This is a genomic window from Paracoccus sp. PAR01 (assembly GCF_014851995.1).
GTDB lineage: Bacteria > Pseudomonadota > Alphaproteobacteria > Rhodobacterales > Rhodobacteraceae > Paracoccus > Paracoccus litorisediminis.
In genome coordinates, this window is sequence record NZ_JACVAW010000035.1 from 1 (window position 1) to 18,439 (window position 18,439).

The following is an 18,439-nucleotide window of genomic DNA, read 5'->3' on the forward strand; positions in this document are numbered from 1 at the left end:
TCAGAATGAACGCCTTCTGCGCTTCCGTGAACTTCGATGCCTTCATCGTTTTCAGCTCCTCTCCCAGCCGGGGAAGGTTAGCCGAAAACTCCAGCTTCAAACGGTCCAGTTTTCAGGGGGCAGAGCACCATAGATGCCACCCTGCGCGGCAGCGGCGCGGTCCATGTAGCGGCCCTGCATGAACTCGGGGGTGCCGAATAGCTTGGCGGAATCTGTGAGATGCGCGACCACATCGCGGATCTCCTGCTCGGTCGGCCGGACGAGGTCGCGCATCTGCGCCACCGTTTCCGCGGGCAGGTTGGCCGGGGGCCAGGCGACCCCTGCTTGCAGCCCGAGCGCGGTGAAACTGTCGCGCAGGCTGCCCTCGGCTGGCAGTGGCGGGGCGAATTGCAGCAGGAAAGCCGCCAGAGGCCAGAAGTCGGTCAGCATTCGTTCGTCATCGATCTCGGGCCAGTCGACGGCAGGCGCCAAAGCCGGGGCGGGCGTGCCGGCATAGGCCGACAATGTCCGCGCCTTGTAGCCGGCCTGAATCGCCTCAACCTTGCCGATGTCGTCTGGAGCAAAGAGCTGCGTGCGGATGACCACAAGACCCAGATCGGTCGGTATCCGGACCACACGCTTGATCCCGGCGGGGGCTTCTCCTTGCCAACCCGGCCCCGCGATCATGAAATCTCCGCCGCCATTGCCATCCACCCGCGTGCCCAGATAATCGACATTGTGGGTATAGAGATCGACGAGCTGGACCGAATAGTAGCGATCCGCCTCGATGGCGGGCAGGGACAGGACCAGCGGTTCGGCGCGCAGGTCCATGACCATGAAGGAATAGGGTGTGTCGGAATTGGGCGTGATGATCGCCGTGTCTTCCGGCGTATAGACCCGGGCGATGCTGCTTAGCGTGTTGAGCGGCCCCTTGTACTGCTTGCCCCCCGGTTGCAGCGCATATTGGTAAAGGGTGAGGTAGTTCTTCACCATCGGGTAGGTATAAAGGAACGCGCTCATGCGCCAATGCACCTTTATCCTGCGCATACAGCGGCAGGCCCGGCAGCACCGCCGCCGCGACGCTCATCTGAAGCAAGGTCCGACGGTTCATTGCACTTCCTCCGGTTCCGGAAAGACCCAACTGCCATCAAGAATGCTGGCATCGGGGCGATAGAGGCGCACCATCCAGTTCCAGCCCTCTGGCGTCGGCAGGCAATTCACGACCGCCTTGTCGCATCCGCCGAACTGGACCGTCACGCTGCCATGGCTATCGGGCGTCGCGGTCAGGTTGTTGAGCGTATAGGCGTTCTGGGTGTTCGGTACGTAATAGCCGTCGGCATTGTAGATGGAGATCGACCAGAAGCCTTGGACCGGTACCTTGCCGACCTTGACGCGGTAGACCGTCTTGCCGTCGTTCTTCGCCACCTGCCGGTTGAGGTAGAGCGCCTCGGTTTCCGGGTTGCCGCCCCATCCCATGGCCGAGCCGATCACATGGCGCACGGGGTCAACCTGATCCTTTGCCCCGAACATATGCCGCGTGTCGGGCAAAAGCGCGGCAAGATCGATCAGCGCCTGACGCGTCCGGTCCTGCGTGGACTTGTCCCAATCGGGCACCTCGAACGACCCGGGGCTGGTTTGCGAAACCTTGATCCCGTCCTGAAGCTTATGAACCGTGGCCAGATCCTGCGCATCTTCGGGATTGACCAGCGTACGGATTGCAACCGCGACATAGCGCGTCCCGATCGCCTCGCGCGTCAGCTCAAGCGTACCGCCACCGTAGTGGACAGCGTGGGTATAGTGATCCTCGTCGATGATCTGGACCGAGAGGAAACGCGTGCCGGGATCGGGCAGCGTAAGAGTTACCGGCCCCGCGTCCAGATCGAAGATGCCGCTGGAATAAAGCGTGTCCCGGTTGAGCCGGATCACGGTCTGCGCGGCAATATCCGCCATGGCCCGATCATGACCAATTACGCCAAAACCGTTCCGAGCGGAGATATTGCCGAAATAGAGATCGCTTTCGGCCCGGGCGAAATTGTCCGTGCTCACCGGTACCGGTTCGGCCTGTGCCAGTCCCGGTGCGATCAAAATCGCCATGCCAAGACCATATGCGAAAACGGGGAAGCTACGGGGCATTGCCGTCCTTTCATTGCATATCGCAGCGACGCTTTGGTCACCGGAAAAATGGGGCAGCGTAGCGTCGTATAAGACGAAAGCCTGGCTGCCCGATGGATTAATGGGCATGGCGACCCTCACCCGAGGGGATGAGAAATTTAAGTCATTTCCAATACGGCCACCGCATCTGTCGGATTCGAGGGATTGATAGTCCACTGAAAAAACACAGACTGTCCCAATCGGCACAATTCAGCGAAAAATCACTCGTGTCAGTAACAAGAGCAGAAGCCGAGGCGATCATCCTCCAAAGCGGGTGGCTTACCCTGCAACCATCTACGTTTCAGAAGGTGGTCCTGTCGCGTAGTCTGCTTCAAAACTGGGAGGCGGGAGGGGCTATCTACCGTGCTGGGGACCCTCCGGGCGGGATCTACGGTCTTGTGCAGGGATCTCTCGCCATCAGTATGGCCTCGCCGAATGAGGCACCGCGCTTTGTCCAGTTCGGGATTTCTGGCGCCTGGGCCGGCGAAGGGCCGTTCCTGACCGGAGAACCGCGGCGCGTCGAAATGCGCGCGATTACCAGTTGCACCCTCTTTCACTACCGCTGGATGCAATGCAGCAGATGGCAGCCTCCAACCCGGATGCGATCCGCCGCTTCGCCCACATCACCGTGCTGCATTTCGACGTGCTGACCCGCGTTATCGACGATTTGCTGATCCCGAACACGATGCGACGGATTGCCTCGGTGCTGCATCGCGCCAGCTGGCTACAGTCCCGCAGTATTCCGATCAGTCAGGAAGCTCTCGGCGGCATGGCCAACGCCTCACGCAAGCAGGTCAACGCCGCACTGGCAAAGTTCGCGCAGGAGGGATGGATCACGACATCCTATCGCACCATAGAAGTGACGGATGGCGGCGCACTTCTACGGTTCGCACGAAACGATTAGGTCCAAAGTTGGTCCCGGAATTTCGCCGATTTGTGAGCTCTGCGATTGCAATTCCGTCCCCAGGCAGTCCCATTGTGCCTGGCTGCATTCAGTTGCAGCCGACGCAAATCTTGGGCCCCCGAGTAAATCGACAATTCCACCCGCCGGTCGGCCCTGCCGCATGCTGCATGGCAGCGATCCCCAAAACCTCCACTCAGATAGTGTCGCAGCAAATTGCACGCCGCCGCAGTAGCGATGCGGTCTGAACCTGCTATCGAGTGTCGACGACTGACAAAATTCAGCCGGTCCGACGACGCCGAACCTGATCGGCCATGATACAAAGCAGTTCGAACATCACAGTCGCGCCAACAAGTGCGGTCATGCCGCCGACATCGAACGGTGGCGAGACCTCGACGACATCCGCACCGACGATATTCACACCTTTCAGGAGACGAAGCATTTCTTGGGCCTCGCGGGTGGTAAAGCCGCCGATTTCCGGGGTGCCGGTACCGGGGGCCATCGAGGGATCGATGCAATCCACGTCGAAGGTGACATAAGTCTCATCGCTGCCGACGATTGCGGCTGCTTCGGCGATCACATCGACCGCGCCGCGGCGGATGAATTCCTCCATGTAGATGATCCGCACGCCTTGCGCCTTGGCCCAGTCATGCTCCCCCGGTTCGTAGATCGAGCCGCGAATACCGATCTGGACCAAGCGCTTCGGATCAAGCACCCCTTCTTCGATGGCTCGGCGGAAGGGCGTGCCATGAGTATAGCGATTGCCGCCGAAATAGCTGTCATTGGTGTCGGAATGTGCGTCGAACTGTATCATGCCCAGAGGCTTGCCGCTGACTCGTCTTCCCTGAGATATCGCGCGCAGAACTGGAAGCGTGGTGAGGTGATCGCCCCCAACCGAAAGCGGAAGCGCTCCTGTAGCCACGATCTTGGACATGCCATCTTGTATTCGCGCGATTCCATCGACCAGGTCGATGGGATTGACCGGGAGATCGCCGCAATCCGCGATATTTGCGATTTCATACGGCGCGATCCCTGAAACATGGTGGGCGCCACGCATCAGGCTCGAGAGATTTCTGACCTCGCGCGGACCATGCCGGGCGCCAGCGCGATTGGTCGTACCGCCATCCCAAGGGATGCCGACCAGCGCGATATCCAGCGCATCGGCGGTTGGAACCGCAGGCAAGCGCATGAATGTTGATTGACCCGCAAAGCGGGGCACCTCGGCTGCATCAACGGGTTTGTGAAAACGAGGCATGGCGGCTTTCTCAGCTGAGTTTGCAGATTATGGCGGCAACTATTCCCCGCTATCCAACGCGGAAAGCCTTGGGGCAGGCCGCCAGCTTTGGGTAAACAGCTTTGGAGCGCCGAATTAAGGCTATGCCGCCTGACGTTGAGAGTTCAACTGTCTCAAACATGTCGCAGCGATATCCTCGCCGCAGTCGTGGAGATGGGGCCGACGCGGCCAATGCGTTCCGAAGGGCTCGACCGCACTCCCGAAATCGTGCTCAACTTTCAGGTATTCGCCTCGCAGCGACGGCAGGTCAAACACGACAAACGATCAGGGACAGAAAATGAGCAATACCAAGTTCAGCACCGTACTGGCTTTAGTTCTTGTCGCCGGATGTACCACCGGTTCGGACGGAATGGTAATGGTCAAGGGTGCGGGATCGGACGATCTCCTTAAGCTAAGGTCCGGTCCTGGACTGGAACATAATGTCATTATGGGCCTGCCGGACGGAACCAGATTGATCCGCGGGGGCTGCAAGCCCACAGATGGCCGGACATGGTGCAGAGTGTCCTTGGCAGATTCGCCAAAGATCTCGGGCTATGTCTCAGCCGAGTATCTTGCGGTCTTCTGAGCACTTCGGTTCGGTACCAATGCCTTCACGAATATTTCCTCCTTAAGCTCATCTCGTATGAAGGTGTTCTGATCGGCGCGGGCGGAGGCTGCACCCGAAGCATGTGGTTCGCGACGATTTCGCGTTTTCACTTCGCGTCGGTCGCCAAAGTTCGAGGAGAAGCTGGTTTGTAACGATGGTGGTGCTGCGCCCGTGACGGTCTTCAAGGATCTCCAGAAGTTCCCTGCGTTCGTACGGCGCGAGGTCCGATTGCACAAAGTCTTCACCAAAGTGGCCATTCGACACGGGGTGCAGAGTTTCGAACCGAGGAGGGTCCGCGCGGCGGAACCAAGCAGTCATTGCCCCCGGCGCATGTATTACTAGAGCCATGCGCCATGGCTCATTAGAAAGGCGTGAAGCTGAGGGTTTTTGACGGCGTCGTTCTCACGCTTATTTCCGCTGCCACCCTCAATGCAGAGCCGGGTAGCGATCAATCCGGAAGCGGAAGCAATATACGCCCTGCAAACCACGGTTTCCTGAGTGAAAACATGACCTCTACGGCCCATGATCTTGAGGTCGTGATGCCTACCTGATCAGCATCCGCCCAGCCTGCCCAGTATCAGCCATGCCTCGTCGCCACCGTCTGCCGGATCATAATCTGTGCAACCGATCGCACTTGACGACGTCCAGACCTCGCGGGCCTTGGCGACGCAATAGGCGTCGTGATCGTTCACGCGTCCGCCGTTGTTCCGGCAAAGCAGGCAGGATCTGACAGACCGACCATACTCGAAGGCTTGCCGGATCATGAAAACGCCCAGATGCTCTCGGACCGTTTTCCACGGCCTTGTCTGATGCCCGAGCTGAACATCGGCAATCATATGCGTCACGAGGTGCGGATCGGACCGGATCTGTTCCGCGTTCTCGGTTCCGATCGCCAGTTCCGAATACCAGGCTCCCGTTTTCATAGAGAAGAACCGCTAGTACCGTCGCCGGGCATGGGGTCGTGCACAGATGCGGTGCGGCATCGGGGCTCGGGAGGTTGTGACTCAGAGTACAGCTCGAGGCAGCGTCTATGCCGTCCCTCAGGCGATTGGCCGCATTCTCGCTCCGGATATTTATTTCGATGATCGGAAGGCCGCTTGAGATCTTGGTCTCATCACAAGGATGGGTCACAGCGATCTCAAGGAGCATGCGCGCGCCGGACGTGCTTGAGGACAGCAAGATGTCGGCCACGAAGCCATCTACTCCTGCCTCCATCTCGACCCGCTCGAACATCGCAGCAAGGTCCGTCCTATAGGGCGCGCGCTGCTCCGTGCAGGACAAAACGGCTCCTGATAGTAAGAACAGACGACAGGACGGTTCCGGGTCAACCAGTATGGCTTGGCCTGTCTGGATGGCCTCGCTCAGGGCCGAGAAGAGGGCCAACTTGGCAAGTTGATGTAGGTAGGTCTCGTTGTGGCAGCAGGCCGGACGGCCCGCTTTATGCTTGAAATGATGCCTTCAGGTCCGCCCCAAGGCAGGCACCATGAGATGGCCGCACGCTAGGCAAGAATACATAGCGGCTTGCGTCAGGACCCTGCGATCCCGTCGAAGGGTGTTAGCCGCACTCTCCTGAGGCTTCGTTGCCACGCATAACCGCAGCTGCGCATTTGTTGCTTATCAATCCGCTTCGGCACCAGATATAGATCACACCGCAGCAGAGCAAAACAGGAATCGGCTGGTGTGATCCGTCCACATCTTCCGCTCAAGCATCGCCGATGCTGCGCGGCGGCGCTCCTCGAAGCGGCGGTTTGAGGTGGGGCGCAGCATTTCGAGCCGGCGAGAGTCTGCTTTGCGGGACCGAAGAGGAGGTTCGCACATGTGGCATCGCTACGGCTCGCGATGCAGCAGGACCGATCCGTCGGGCGGCAAGCAAACTGGCGGCGGCGCGGCATGGCTGCCGCAGCACGATTGCCAGAGCAGCCACTCATGCAGCGCGAGCGGCGATCCCGCGTTTGCAAGCCTAAAGGGCGGGAAGCCATCACTGAGGTGGAGTTTTTCAACATCTCCGGCGCATGCAGGACAGCATCACAGGGGTGGATCTGATCAATGTACTGCACCTGCGAACGTTAGGTTCTTCCGCTTCGCTGCCGCCGAATCGGGGATTTCGCTGCATCGTGCCTGAGTGGCGGCTTCGGCGATAGCCGCGGTGCAACATTCGACATGGCCGACCGGCGGCAATGGGCCGCTCCGTCCGGCGCGGGAGGTTGAGGTCCGGACCGGCTACGGCCGCCATTTCCTGTCCCAAAGCATGTTGGGCGGGAGCTCTTCGCCGCCATTCAGAGCGGGGGCGACGACACTCGGCTGTTCGCAGGTGCAGCATCGCGTGTGATCCGAAGCGGCCGCTCGGACTTGGCTATTGCGTCACGGCGGCATTCTCCATTGCGGCCATTGATGCGAAGCGCAGCGAATGTGGTTGCTGCGAATTCAGAAACGCCTCAACTGGCGGTCAGCCCTGAGCCAACTGCGCCAGTTTCCGAAAGCTGCCCCTTACCGAGAAGCGCTGCCAGCGCCTCGCTGAAATCACCGGTGCTGCCGCCCTTGAGGTAAAGCCAGGGCAGCAGCTCCTCGACCTATTTCGCCTTGCGCAGGTATCGTGGCAGGATGCTGGGCGTGAAGCTGATCTTCTCCTCACCCGGCTTGCGATCGCGCACCCGCGGCACCTTCACGGGCACGGGGCCGATCCCGGTCATCACCTCGCGCTCGGGCAGGTGACCATGGCGCACCAACCGGGATGTCCCGTTCTCCAGCTTTTCGTCAGCAAACGCAGCCATCAACGCCGCGAGTTCCGCCTGGATTGCCTGCTCGATCAGCTTGCGCGCGCCCTCGCGAATAATATCGGTAAACGGGGCGGCGCTGAATCCGGATGGATGGGGCAGCTGCGTAATGGTAGTCGATGACATGTGGCGTATCCTTTTCTCTGCTGAGAATTGACGGCATCTGAACACCGCCTTGATTTGCCACCCTTCAGGCCATCACCGACCTTCGCCCGTTACTCTGCATCCACCAGGCGTTAGCCATCGGCTCGAGGTGAAAGGATTAGATATCTCCTCTCCAGCCTTCTCCTTCTTCTGAAGAATATAGCGCATCCGTTCACGCTGGTCGCGGCAGGTCGTTTCAGCTGCGATCTGAGCGATATCCATTCGACTGAAGACATGCGGGTTGAGACCCATGATCGCAGCCTCTTGGACATGGCCCGGAGACAGCGGTTTGCTATCTGCAAGAGCCGATCCCGTCGCAACAGAGAAAAACAATGCGACGAGAGAGAGTTTCCTGAACATCTGATGCCTCCACATATGGCTCCAACGCATGTGGTCACTCTGGTGCGTCGTTAGTAGAGCAACTGGCCTGGGTAAGATTACCACCGACGGGGACAACGCCCATCAATTAGGCCAGACAAGCAGACACCGGTAGAGGAGGAGGCGAAAAGAGGCCGTCGCTGCAATGCCCCGCATCGCGCCCCGCGCCAGCGGGGTTTTCGCTGCGAGGCTGGTTGAACGGCCGGCTAGGGGAACGACGCCGCGCAGCATCAGCAGTGCTCGACCGACCGGTTAGCGCCGGCTCTCTTCGCTGCGTTTGCATACCACAAGCGATACCGCGCGCTGTGCGGATGTCGGCGATGGGCTCAAAGCGACGGTATCGATCATGCAGGTGGCCCGTACCCTCTAGACCACCAGATCGGACTGCCCCGGCCCTTTGTAGACGCTCGACCTTGGTCAATGCTGCGTCGCCGCATTCCGCAAACCTGCCGCTCAGGCCGGATGTGGAGAAATCCGCATGTGCTTGGAGAAGACCGGACTAAGCTTGCGAATGGCTCCCGGCAGAGGTCTTTTTCGGGTGCGGCCCTCAAGACCTCGCAAAAAGCAAGAAAATCAGCAAAATCACGCCGCCTGGTCCAAGTCTTCTGACGACAGACATCCACGATGTTACGTCATCGCCTTGGACGATTGGCGATCAGCCCGATCATGACGTAAAGGTCTGTTGCCGCAGGGCTGGGCTAAAATCCTTAGCCGACCCGACGCAAGAAGGCGCGGGTGCGTTCGTCCTGCGCTTCGCCGAAAATCTGCTCGGGCGGGCCTTGTTCGACGATCCGCCCGCCCTCCATGAAGATGATCCGGTCGGCGATCTCGCGCGCGAATTGCATCTCATGGGTGACAATCAGCATGGTCTGCTGGCCGTCCGCGATCTCTCGGATAAGGTCCAGAACCTCGCCCACCCATTCGGGATCAAGCGCGCTGGTCGGCTCATCAAACAGCATCAGATCGGCATGCAAAGCCATCGCGCGGCCGATGCCGACACGCTGCTGCTGCCCACCCGAGAGGTTCGCCGGATAGCTGTCGCCGCGATCAGAAAGCCCGATCTGGGCGAGGATCTCATCGGCGCGTGCTCTTGCCTTGGCCTTGGGCCAGCCGCGCACCACGGTCAGCCCCTCCGTGATATTCTCGCGCGCGGTCTTGTTTGCAAACAGCGCATAGTTCTGGAACACGAAAGAGGTCCGCCGCCGCAGTGCCAGCACATCGGCGCGGCTGGCCTTGGCGGCATTGACATCCAGATCGCCCAGCCGGATATGTCCGACATCTGGCCGGTCCAGATAGTTCAGGCAGCGCAGCAGCGTCGATTTCCCCGTGCCGGACGGGCCGATAATGGCCACCCGCTCACCCGGTTGCAGGCAGAGGTCGATGCCGTCCAGCACCGTCTGATTGCCAAAGCGCTTGACCAGACCCTCAACGCGGATTTCACAACTCATCGCGCGACCGCCTTTCCCAGCCGCCGTTCGATCCAGCGCTGACCGACCGACAGGATCTCGACAATGGCCCAATAGAGCAGCGCGACGACAAGGAAGGCTTCAAGGTAAAGAAAGCTGCCCGCTGCCTCTTTCTGGGCCGCCCCCATCATCTCGGTCACGCCGAGGGTGAAGGCCAGCGACGTGCTTTTGATCATGTCGATAAAATAGTTCATCAGGGTCGGCGCCGCGACCCGTGCCGCCTGCGGCAGGATGATCCGGCGCAGAAGCTGACCTTGGGTCATGCCGATCGAGGACGCAGCCTCCCATTGGCTGCGGTCGACGCCCTGAACCGCGCCACGAATGCTTTCGGCCATATAGGCGGCGAAATGCAGCGTCAGGCCGATGATCGCCGCGGTGACGCCATCAAGGCTGGTCAGCGACGGGAAAAGTTGCGGCAGGCCGTAATAGAACAGGAAAAGCTGTACCAGCAACGGCGTGCCGCGAAAGAAGCTGATGAACACCGCCACGACCCGGTCAAGGATCGGCACGCGCAGCACGCGTACGACGGCCAGAAGCACGGCCAAAACCAGCGCAAAGGCCATGCCGATCAGGGCCATGAACAGGGTCAGGGGGATATAGCTGGCGATGACCGGCAGCAGATCCCCCATATAGGCGATGTCCAAAGGCCGCATTATTTGGCGTCAGCCAGCGGTTTGGTGACGTCGGCTTCCAGCCATTTCTGCGAGATCTCGGCCAGCTTGCCGTTTTCCTTCAGCTTGGTGATGGCGGCATCGACACGGTCACGCAGAGCCTTGCCCGCCTCGTCATTGCGGAAGGGCAGGGCGTTCTGGATCTCGTCGAAGGGCTGACCGGCCAGCGCCAGCGGCAGCGGGCTTTCCTTGATCACCTGCGCCGAGGAGACGCGGTCCATCACGAAGGCATCGACGCGGCCAAGAGCCGTGTCTTGCTCGATATTGCTTTCATAGGTGCGGATATCGATCTCGCTGGCATAGGGCAGCGCACGCAACAGTTCTTCGTAATTCGAGCCGAGGTTGACGGCGACCGACTTGCCCTTCAGGCTTTCGGGGCCAGTGATGGTTTCCTCGTTTCCTTTCTTCACCACGACCTGCGCGCCGTCATAGACATAGGGCTGGGTAAAGGCGAATTTCGCCTCACGCTCGGGGGTGATGGTGATCTGATTTGCAACGGTGTCGATGCGGCCAGATTCCAGCGCCCCGATCAGGCCCGAGAAGGACATGGTCGTGAATTCGACCGTGTCGCCGGTCTCGGCGGCGATGGCGTTGAGGAAATCGACCTCGAAGCCCTGCAACTCATTGGCCTTGGTGAAGCCGAAGGGGAAATAGCTACCCGACATGCCGACGCGGATGGTGTCAGCCGCAGCAGGAAGGCCGAGGCTGGCGGCAAAGATCGCCGAAAGAACGATGTGGCGCATAGGAAAACTCCCTAGTTTCAAGCCTATCAGATGCGCTCTGCCTATGTCAGCCGCAACCGTGTCCACAACACCCTTCTGGCAGAAAAGGATGCAGTAAAGCCTCGTCAACAGACTGTAGAACATATGTTCTTCACCTGAACAGAGCTTTGGAATTTCGTCATCGGGCAAACCTTTCGATCTACCGTCAAGACCCATCTGAGCTCTGGTGCCTTGGTGACCGTTCTGGACGACTGGACCAGAAGATCCGAACCGGTATCCATTCTTTACCCACCGGCAAGGCGGTCAAACGAGCGAACACGTCTCTTTATCGACTGGTTGGCACAGCATCTCATTGAACAGGCCAAATTCACTTAGATAGTTCAGTGAACCTCGTTCCCCGTTGTTGGGGCGACGACAGAGCCTTCGATCATGGACTGGTCATGCTATTCAACATGAGTGGTCAATCATCAATACTATCACTCTCTCTACAGCAGCCACCCTTCTTGAATGGCAGTTCTGGGCTCAGAAGCGGCGCGAGTAATTGGGCCTTGATGTCGTATACAAGGTTATTGGCGCTGCCATATGTAAGCCTGCGGTGACGGCCGTCTGCTCTGATTGAGCAAATGGTCGTAAGGCATTGCCTTATGGCATGCGCTTCAGTTTTTTCACCACTCGAGATCTTCGCCGCCGATGAGGTTGGCCGTCGTCGGCACTGGTCAGACGAGGACAAGGTCCGGATCGTTGAAGAGAGCCTGCGCGGCTACCGGCAGGGCCCAGCGACGGCCCGCCGGTATGGGATTTCGCGGTCGCTGCTTTCGATCTGGCGGCGCGAATATCGCCGCGGGATGCTTGGTGCGCCGGAAGTTGGTGGGTTCATGCCGTTGGTGATGGAAGGGTCTCCGCCCGCGTCAACGGAGCAGCCCTCGAGAGAGGCCGGCAATGCCCGGATCGAGATCACTCTGACGAATGGTCGGCGCATGACGATCCCCACCGCGCTTTCCCCTTCGCATCTGGCGGCGCTGCTTGTCGTGCTGGATCCGCAATGATCGCTTTTCCCGCCGGGGTAAAGGTCTGGATTGCGGGCGGCGTGACGGACATGAGGTGCGGGATGAACAGCCTGGCGTTAAATGTCCAGCAGGGGCTCGGCCGCGATCCGCACGGTGGTGAGATCTTCTGCTTCCGGGGGCGCAAGGGCGACTTGATCAAGATCCTCTGGCACGATGGCGTCGGCATGTCGCTGTATCTGAAGCGGCTGGAGGCGGGGAAGTTCATCTGGCCGGTGAGCCAGAATGACTCGGCCGTTCCGGTTTCGGCGGCGCAGCTCGGCAATCTTCTTGAAGGGATCGACTGGCGCAATCCGCGCTGGACGCAGCGATCTGCCTCGGCGGGGTGATGGACAAAATACCCTTGTTTTATTGAACTATTTCGGGGCTGCGTGGTAGGTCTTCGGCATGTCGGAGACCGCATCTGAGATCGCTGTTTTGCGCGCCGCCCTCGCCGCGGCAGAGGCCCGCGCGTCTGCCGCAGAGGGCGCTTTGGTCGCCGCCAAGGGGGAGTTGACCCAGGTTCAGGCGATCGTCTCGGCCTCCGAAGACATGATCCGGCACCTTCGACTGCAGATCGCCAAACTCCGGCGCGAGCAATATGGCCAGAGCGCCGAACGCCATGCCCGGCTGATTGAACAACTGGAGATGCAACTCGAGGACATCGAGACAGATCTTGAGCAGGATCGGGCAAAGGCGGATGCCGCCGCCGCCAAGACATCGGTGACGGCCTTCGAACCCCGCCGCCCCGCCCGCAAGCCGTTCCCCGAGCATCTGCCGCGCGAGCGCGTGGTGATCGAGGCGCCGACCTCCTGCACCTGCTGTGGTTCGGCGCGCATCGTGAAGATGGGCGAAGACATCACCGAGACGCTGGAGGTCATTCCCCGGCAGTGGAAGGTCGTACAGGTCGTCCGCGAGAAGTTCACCTGCCGGGACTGCGAGAAGATCAGCCGGCCGCCGGCGCAGTTTCATCCGACGCCTCGGGGCTGGGCGGGCCCCAACCTGCCGGCGATGGTGCTGTTCGAGAAGTTCAGCGAGCATCAACCCCTGAACCGGCAGGCCAGCGCTACGCGAAGGAAGGGGTTGTGCTCAGCCTTTCCACCCTGGCCGACCAGGTCGGGGCCTGCGCCGTCGCCTTGCAGCCGATCCACGATCTGATCCGCGCCCATGTCCTCGGTGCTGAACGATTGCATGCGGACGACACCACCGTGCCGCTTCTGGCCAAGGCAGGCACCAAGACCGCCCGCCTCTGGACCTATCTTCGCGATGACCGGCCCTTCGGCGGTGGGGCGCCTCCGGCTGCGCTCTACTCCTTCTCCACCGACCGCAGGAAAGAACACCCGACCCGGCATCTGACGGGCTGGACTGGCCTCCTGCGGGCCGACGCTTATGGCGGTTACAACGATCTCTATCGCCATGATCACAAGCCCGCGCCGGTGCGCAGCGCGCTGTGCTGGTCGCATGCCCGGCGCAAATTCTTCGAACTGGCAGATGTCAAAGCCACGGCCCGCAAGGGCAGATCGGTGGCCGAGGAGATCTCGCCTGTGGCGCTAGAAGCCGTCAAGCGCTTCGATGCCATCTCCGATGTCGAACGCGAGATCAACGGCCTGACCGCCGTGGCCCGCCATGACGCCCGTCAGCGGCTGGCGCGCCCGATGGTCAGCGATCTGCATGACTGGCTGCGATCCGAACGCGCCCGGATGTCGAAGCACAACCCCCTCGCCAAGGCCATCAACTACATGTTCGAAGAAGACGGCCGCTGGGAAGCCTTTACCCGGTTCCTCGATGATGGCCGGATTTGCCTCACCAATAATGCGGCCGAACGAGCCCTCCGCGGCGTCGCACTCGGCCGGAAAGCCTGGCTCTTCGCCGGATCGCCGCGCGGTGGCGACCGCGCCGCCTTCATATACTCCCTGATCGTCACCGCCAGGATGAACAACGTCGATCCTCAAGCCTGGCTGGCTGATGTCTTGGCACGACTGGCAGACACACCTCTGTCCCGCCTGCCAGAATTACTGCCGTGGAACTGGTCTCAAGCCCCACAAAGGATGGCCGTATGACCCTGATCGCTCGCCTCAGTATCCTCCTCAACGACGTCGATCCGCAGCCGATGCGCCATATCGAGGTGCCGTTGAAGATCAGGCTCGACCGGCTGCATGAGGTGATCCGGGCGGCGATGGGCCGGACGGACACCCATCTCTACGAGTTCCGGGCCGGTGACGCCGGTTGGGGCGTGCCCGACCCCGACGGCTTCTACGACGGCCCCATGCCCGCGAAGAAGGCAACGCTGCAAAAATGCTCGAGGACACCGGCACCAGGACGATCCACTATAGCTTCGACTTCGGTGATGACTGGGATCACAGCATCCGGATCGAGAAGGTCAACGAGGCCGTCCCGGGTGTGACCTATCCGCGGCTTCTGAAGGCCAGCGGAGCCTGCCTGCCCGAGGACGTCGGTGGTGCCCCAGGCTACGAGGAATTCCTCGTAGCCCTCGCCGATCCGGACCACGAGCAGCACGAAGATATGGTTCGCTGGTCAGGTGGATCATTTGATCACGAAGATGCCCGTAGCGACAGCATCGTCGAACGCTTTGACCGGCTTGCGAAAAGATGGGCTCCCCGGCCCGCCAAACCAAAAGCGCCCCCTGAGCATCGCAGCCGCGGCCTACGCCGGATGGTTACTGCCATATCGCCCTACCTTAGCAATCAACATCCTCATTCGCCGCCACTGCGCGCCAAGGTTTGTCCGTATCCGAGTGGCCAGGATAATTAAGCAATTTCATTGGCTTGATTTTAACTTCTTCTTTGATCGAGGTCGGGATCGTTTGGAGAATGAGGAAGGCGGAGACGCTCAAATTAATGATTATGAGCCATTTCATATCCCGCACACCCATTAATAAACGTTTAACGAACACTGAGGTGTATAGCGGTGTTTCGCCACAGCCTAAAGCTGTGTATTGGGATATTTTTCTTAACGACTGGAATGGGCTCCGAGCGACGCTTGCCGGGTGTCGGACCTGAAACTAGTGTGGGATCGCAGAGCGGCGGCGACGATGCAGACAGAGCCGACATTCAACAACTTGCCGTGCTCAGGTCCATTGGTAAAGCCGTGCGGTTGAATCAGTCGATGAAAATCTGCATTTCGCGCGAGCCTGCGCCTAAGGTGGTGCCTCGAAATGCACCTTTTCCGTTTGCCCGGCCGGACACGATCTGCGTCGCCTCGCCATGCCGAAGATTGTCGCCGATGGTTTCCAACCCGCGATCATGGGACAGCAGCATACCGTGCTAGCGGCACAGGGTGTCGTTAGAAAGCGATTCGGCAAATCCGGAATAGACATCGGCCATCATTTCCGCGATGACCTGTTCGCGCGGTTTGGCGGCTACGTCTAATTGGACAGGCCGAAATGCCGCCGCAGCGATGACTGGACGCTGGATCTGTCCAGCCCCTCGCCCTCGGGCGCGCTTGTTTGCATCGCTTCGTCCTGAGCAAGACTATTGCTGCGGCGGCAATATTTGCTCAAATATTCTGTAAACAATTTTATTTGGGTATTAATTTATGGACCTGACCCAGATTGCGCGCTGGCCCGGCAAAAGCCCCTCATCACTTGGCGAAACCGCCCACCCGGCGGCTTATCATATGCTGGATGTTGCCGCCGTGGCCGAGGTATTGTTGCAGGATCATCCGCGACGTGACCTGTTCTCTTTGCTGATCGCGCTGCATGATCTGGGGAAAATCGGTGCTGTGTTCCGCGCGGCTCTGCAGGACGGCGTCGTTCAGGACCGCAAGCATTGGGAGGTGACCGAGGCGTGGCTGCACGACCCAGAAATCCGGACTGTGTTGTTGCGACATCTGGATGGCGGGCATCATGCGCTGGGGCCGTTGATGGCAGCGATCTCCGGGCACCACGGCAAGCCACCTTAGGCCAACCCCGAGCGGGATTTCCGCTGGATGCGTCAGAGAGCTGGTGCAGAGGCGCAAGCAGACGCAATGGCCTTTGTGCAAGCATGTCTTGAGCTGTGGCCCAATGCGCGCCTGAATGGCTTGCGCCAACGCGATGCCAAGGCGCTGTCGTGGTTTCTGGCGGGGGTGACGACGGTCGCAGATTGGGTCGGCTCGAACACGGAATGGTTTTCCGCGACTGCCCCCACGAGGACGTTGGCCCAACATCTGGCTGCAGCGCGCCAGATTGCGCCACAGGCTTTGGCGGCCGCAGGGTTGCTGCCGCCCGTGCCAAAACCTGACGCGCTTTTCGACTTTGCCCTGCGACCGATGCAATTGGCGGCGCGCGACGTTACGCTGCCAGACGGGCCGACCCTTGCGATCATCGAGGATGAAACCGGCGCGGGCAAAACCGAGGCCGCCTTGATATTGCTACAGCGCATGCTGTGCGCGGGCAAAGGCCAAGGGGCGTATTTCGCGCTGCCAACGATGGCCACGGCGGATGCCATGTTTCGCCGGGCCAAGGGCGTTGTGCGCGGGCTTTTTCAGAGTGAACCCTCGTTGACCTTGGCGCATGGCCGTGCGGGTCTGTCGGCCGATTTTCGGGATGTAAGGAATACCGCGCCGGGATCGGATGCGCCTGTTTGCGGCGATTGGCTGGCGGCCAGCCGTCGGCGGGCGCTGTTGGCCGATATCGGCATCGGAACGATCGATCAGGCGTTGCTGGCTGTGCTGCCGACGCGGTTTTCCACGCTCCGCAACTGGGGCCTGTCGCGCAAAGTCCTGCTCGTGGACGAAGCGCACGAGCTGGGCGAACCCTATATGGCCCATGAACTTGCCGAGCTGCTGCGCCTGCACGCCATGCAGGGCGGGTCGGCGATCCTGTTGACCGCGACATTGCCGTTGGAGTTGCGGGCGCGGTTGTCGCAGGCCTTTGCCAAGGGCGCATGCCAGCCGTTTGCGCGCGATGACGATCTGGCCTATCCCAGCCTGTCTGTGCTGGGGGGCGCGTCGGTGCGCCGGTTTGCCAAGCCCGCGCTGACCAAAGGGCCGGTTGACGTGCAGCGCCTTGCGGAGTCAGCCGCCGCACTGAACCTGATCGCTAAGCATGCGGGTGCGGGAGCGGCCTGCGTCTGGGTGCGCAATGCCGTGGACGATGCCATTGCGGCCGTGACCGCGCTGCGCAACCGGGGCATTGCCGCCGATCTGCTGCACGCCCGCTATACGTTGTTTGACCGCAAGCGGATCGAGGCGCAGATGATGGCGCAATTCGGCCGTGACGGCACGGATCGCGCGGGGCGGGTGTTGGTGGGGACGCAAGTGCTGGAATCCTCGTTGGATCTGGATTTCGATGTGATGGTGTCGGATCTGGCTCCGGTGGCATCGCTGATCCAACGGGCGGGGCGGCTGTGGCGGCATATGGATTTGCGTCCCGCCGCGTCGCGTCCCGTCCATGCGCCGGTGCTGAGCATCGTCAGCCCCGATCCGGGGACGGTCGTCGATGACAGGTGGTTGCACGGGGTGCTGGACGCAGGGGCCTGGGTCTATCCCGTTGCGCAGCAGTGGCGGACCGCGCAGGCCTTGCAGGATGCCGGGGAAATTCGCGCGCCAGACAACCTGCGCGCGCTGATCGAGGCCGTGCATGGTCCCGATGCCCGCTCCGTGCCCCCCGCGCTTGAACGGGCCGAGTTGGATGCCGAGGGCGATGATTGCGCCCGCCGTGCCCGCGCCCGCCACGCAACCATCCAGATCGACGAAGGCTATCGCGACGGTGGTGCGGGTTTCGACGATGTCGAATATCCGACGCGTCTGGGGCAGGAAACGCGGACCTTGCTTTTGCTGCGCCATCTGGGCGGTCGCCTGCATTTCTGGGCCGATGTCGAATACCCGGACGAGGCTGCCGCGCTAAGCGAGGTCTCGGCCAGTGCCAGGCGCCTTGTGGGGCTGGACCTGCCGGATCAGGACGCGCCCGAATTTGCTGCCATCACCAAGGAGTGGCCCGACTGGCGCAAGGCGACCGTGACGATGTGCGTGGTCGGCGATGATGGCAGGATTTGTCAGGGGCTGGCCTATGATGCAGATCTGGGACTATTGTTTGGTTGATCCCCGTTTTCGGGGACGGCCCGAATTTCTCTGATGAATTTGGGAAGAAATATAATTGACTAACTTTCAGCAGCCTCACATCTTAAATTGATTTTGGTGCGCCATTCCTTCTCCTGAAATTGCTTTTCGCGGAGTTACTGATTGCCCCTTAATCTGATTACGGCCTTGTTGCGCAAATGCGGCTAGGGATTCACTGCGCGAATCCAGCATGATAGCTGGCGGCCATGAGCAGACCGGCGAAGACCACGTACAAGACCACCAACTGGCATAGCTACAATCAGGCGCTGA

19 protein-coding genes and 2 pseudogenes are annotated in these 18,439 nt (G+C 60.6%); 10 read left to right on the forward strand and 11 right to left on the reverse strand.

The annotated features are described in order from the left end of the window. Positions 1 to 96 precede the first annotated feature (96 nt). Both IB235_RS23260 and IB235_RS23265 read right to left on the reverse strand, forming a co-directional pair. Positions 97 to 999: a DUF1254 domain-containing protein gene (locus IB235_RS23260; protein ID WP_225612579.1), complete on the reverse strand. Its 903-nt coding sequence runs from the start codon at positions 997 to 999 to the stop codon at positions 97 to 99. 87 nt (positions 1,000 to 1,086) lie between these two features. Then, positions 1,087 to 2,073 (reverse strand): DUF1254 domain-containing protein, encoded by a 987-nt coding sequence (locus tag IB235_RS23265; protein ID WP_225612580.1) that lies wholly within the window; start codon positions 2,071 to 2,073, stop codon positions 1,087 to 1,089. A 167-nt stretch (positions 2,074 to 2,240) separates the two neighbouring features. On the opposite strand from IB235_RS23265, the gene IB235_RS25995 reads away from it, so the two are divergent. Further along, on the forward strand, positions 2,241 to 2,780 hold the full coding sequence (locus IB235_RS25995) for a cyclic nucleotide-binding domain-containing protein (RefSeq protein WP_192338754.1): 540 nt from the start codon (positions 2,241 to 2,243) through the stop codon (positions 2,778 to 2,780). Continuing rightward, complete coding sequence (locus IB235_RS23275) at positions 2,702 to 3,034, forward strand: Crp/Fnr family transcriptional regulator (protein ID WP_225612581.1); 333 nt, start codon at positions 2,702 to 2,704, stop codon at positions 3,032 to 3,034. Before IB235_RS25995 ends, IB235_RS23275 begins: the two co-directional genes overlap by 79 nt. Positions 3,035 to 3,311: 277 nt before the next feature. Here the strand turns inward: IB235_RS23275 and speB are convergent, their stop codons facing one another. After that, complete coding sequence (gene speB, locus IB235_RS23280; protein ID WP_192338756.1) at positions 3,312 to 4,286, reverse strand: agmatinase; 975 nt, start codon at positions 4,284 to 4,286, stop codon at positions 3,312 to 3,314. A gap of 316 nt (positions 4,287 to 4,602) precedes the next feature. Between speB and IB235_RS23285 the strand changes: the two genes are divergently transcribed. Next, a complete protein-coding gene (locus IB235_RS23285; RefSeq protein WP_192338757.1) occupies positions 4,603 to 4,890 on the forward strand; it encodes an SH3 domain-containing protein in 288 nt (95 codons plus the stop codon). Positions 4,891 to 7,352: 2,462 nt separating this feature from the next. Here the strand turns inward: IB235_RS23285 and IB235_RS23290 are convergent. The 5 genes and pseudogenes from IB235_RS23290 to IB235_RS23310 all read right to left on the reverse strand — a co-directional run. Beyond that, positions 7,353 to 7,811: pseudogene (locus IB235_RS23290) on the reverse strand (transposase); the annotation flags it as partial. Positions 7,812 to 7,883: 72 nt separating this feature from the next. Then, positions 7,884 to 8,189, reverse strand: a complete 306-nt coding sequence (locus IB235_RS23295) for a hypothetical protein (protein ID WP_192338758.1) — start codon at positions 8,187 to 8,189, stop codon at positions 7,884 to 7,886. A gap of 725 nt (positions 8,190 to 8,914) precedes the next feature. Further along, the gene (locus IB235_RS23300) at positions 8,915 to 9,655 is read right to left on the reverse strand and encodes an amino acid ABC transporter ATP-binding protein (protein ID WP_192338759.1); all 741 of its coding nucleotides are present in this window, start codon (positions 9,653 to 9,655) and stop codon (positions 8,915 to 8,917) included. Next, complete coding sequence (locus IB235_RS23305) at positions 9,652 to 10,326, reverse strand: amino acid ABC transporter permease (RefSeq protein WP_192338760.1); 675 nt, start codon at positions 10,324 to 10,326, stop codon at positions 9,652 to 9,654. The genes IB235_RS23300 and IB235_RS23305 overlap by 4 nt, the downstream gene beginning before the upstream one ends. Next, positions 10,326 to 11,087, reverse strand: a complete 762-nt coding sequence (locus IB235_RS23310; protein ID WP_192338761.1) for an amino acid ABC transporter substrate-binding protein — start codon at positions 11,085 to 11,087, stop codon at positions 10,326 to 10,328. Before IB235_RS23310 ends, IB235_RS23305 begins: the two co-directional genes overlap by 1 nt. Before the next feature lie 623 nt (positions 11,088 to 11,710). Between IB235_RS23310 and IB235_RS23315 the strand changes: the two genes are divergently transcribed. From IB235_RS23315 to IB235_RS23330, 5 genes are all read left to right on the forward strand, one after another. Then, the gene (locus IB235_RS23315) at positions 11,711 to 12,112 is read left to right on the forward strand and encodes a transposase (RefSeq protein ID WP_192338762.1); all 402 of its coding nucleotides are present in this window, start codon (positions 11,711 to 11,713) and stop codon (positions 12,110 to 12,112) included. Next, positions 12,109 to 12,459, forward strand: coding sequence for an IS66 family insertion sequence element accessory protein TnpB (gene tnpB, locus IB235_RS23320; RefSeq protein ID WP_192338763.1), 351 nt, complete (start codon positions 12,109 to 12,111; stop codon positions 12,457 to 12,459). The genes IB235_RS23315 and tnpB overlap by 4 nt, the downstream gene beginning before the upstream one ends. Before the next feature lie 58 nt (positions 12,460 to 12,517). Further along, a protein-coding gene (locus IB235_RS23325; RefSeq protein ID WP_192338764.1) for an IS66 family transposase occupies positions 12,518 to 14,169 on the forward strand; the annotation gives its coding sequence in 2 pieces (ribosomal slippage) (positions 12,518 to 13,172 and positions 13,172 to 14,169; 1,653 coding nt in all). Continuing rightward, positions 14,166 to 14,513, forward strand: a complete 348-nt coding sequence (locus tag IB235_RS25660; protein ID WP_255524425.1) for a plasmid pRiA4b ORF-3 family protein — start codon at positions 14,166 to 14,168, stop codon at positions 14,511 to 14,513. The genes IB235_RS23325 and IB235_RS25660 overlap by 4 nt, the downstream gene beginning before the upstream one ends. Continuing rightward, complete coding sequence (locus IB235_RS23330) at positions 14,405 to 14,881, forward strand: plasmid pRiA4b ORF-3 family protein (RefSeq protein ID WP_255524427.1); 477 nt, start codon at positions 14,405 to 14,407, stop codon at positions 14,879 to 14,881. The genes IB235_RS25660 and IB235_RS23330 overlap by 109 nt, the downstream gene beginning before the upstream one ends. Before the next feature lie 347 nt (positions 14,882 to 15,228). Here IB235_RS23330 and IB235_RS25665 read toward each other — a convergent pair whose 3' ends face one another. Together IB235_RS25665 and IB235_RS26000 are read right to left on the reverse strand one after the other, a co-directional pair. Then, positions 15,229 to 15,363 carry a hypothetical protein gene (locus IB235_RS25665; RefSeq protein ID WP_255524428.1) on the reverse strand — a complete coding sequence of 45 codons (135 nt, stop codon included), beginning with the start codon at positions 15,361 to 15,363 and terminating at the stop codon, positions 15,229 to 15,231. Between the two features lie 131 nt (positions 15,364 to 15,494). Then, positions 15,495 to 15,644 carry a DUF4172 domain-containing protein gene (locus tag IB235_RS26000; protein WP_370576982.1) on the reverse strand — a complete coding sequence of 50 codons (150 nt, stop codon included), beginning with the start codon at positions 15,642 to 15,644 and terminating at the stop codon, positions 15,495 to 15,497. Between the two features lie 20 nt (positions 15,645 to 15,664). Between IB235_RS26000 and IB235_RS25415 the strand changes: the two are divergent. Together IB235_RS25415 and cas3 are read left to right on the forward strand one after the other, a co-directional pair. After that, positions 15,665 to 16,228, forward strand: a pseudogene (locus IB235_RS25415) (CRISPR-associated endonuclease Cas3''); the annotation flags it as partial. Positions 16,229 to 16,378: 150 nt separating this feature from the next. Further along, entirely contained in the window at positions 16,379 to 18,151 is a 1,773-nt protein-coding gene (gene cas3, locus IB235_RS23345) for a CRISPR-associated helicase Cas3' (protein ID WP_225612584.1), read from the forward strand. Between the two features lie 75 nt (positions 18,152 to 18,226). On the opposite strand, the gene IB235_RS25420 is transcribed toward cas3, so the two are convergent. Then, positions 18,227 to 18,439, reverse strand: a 213-nt coding sequence (locus IB235_RS25420) for a hypothetical protein (protein ID WP_225612582.1), incomplete at its 5' end; no start/stop codon positions are given.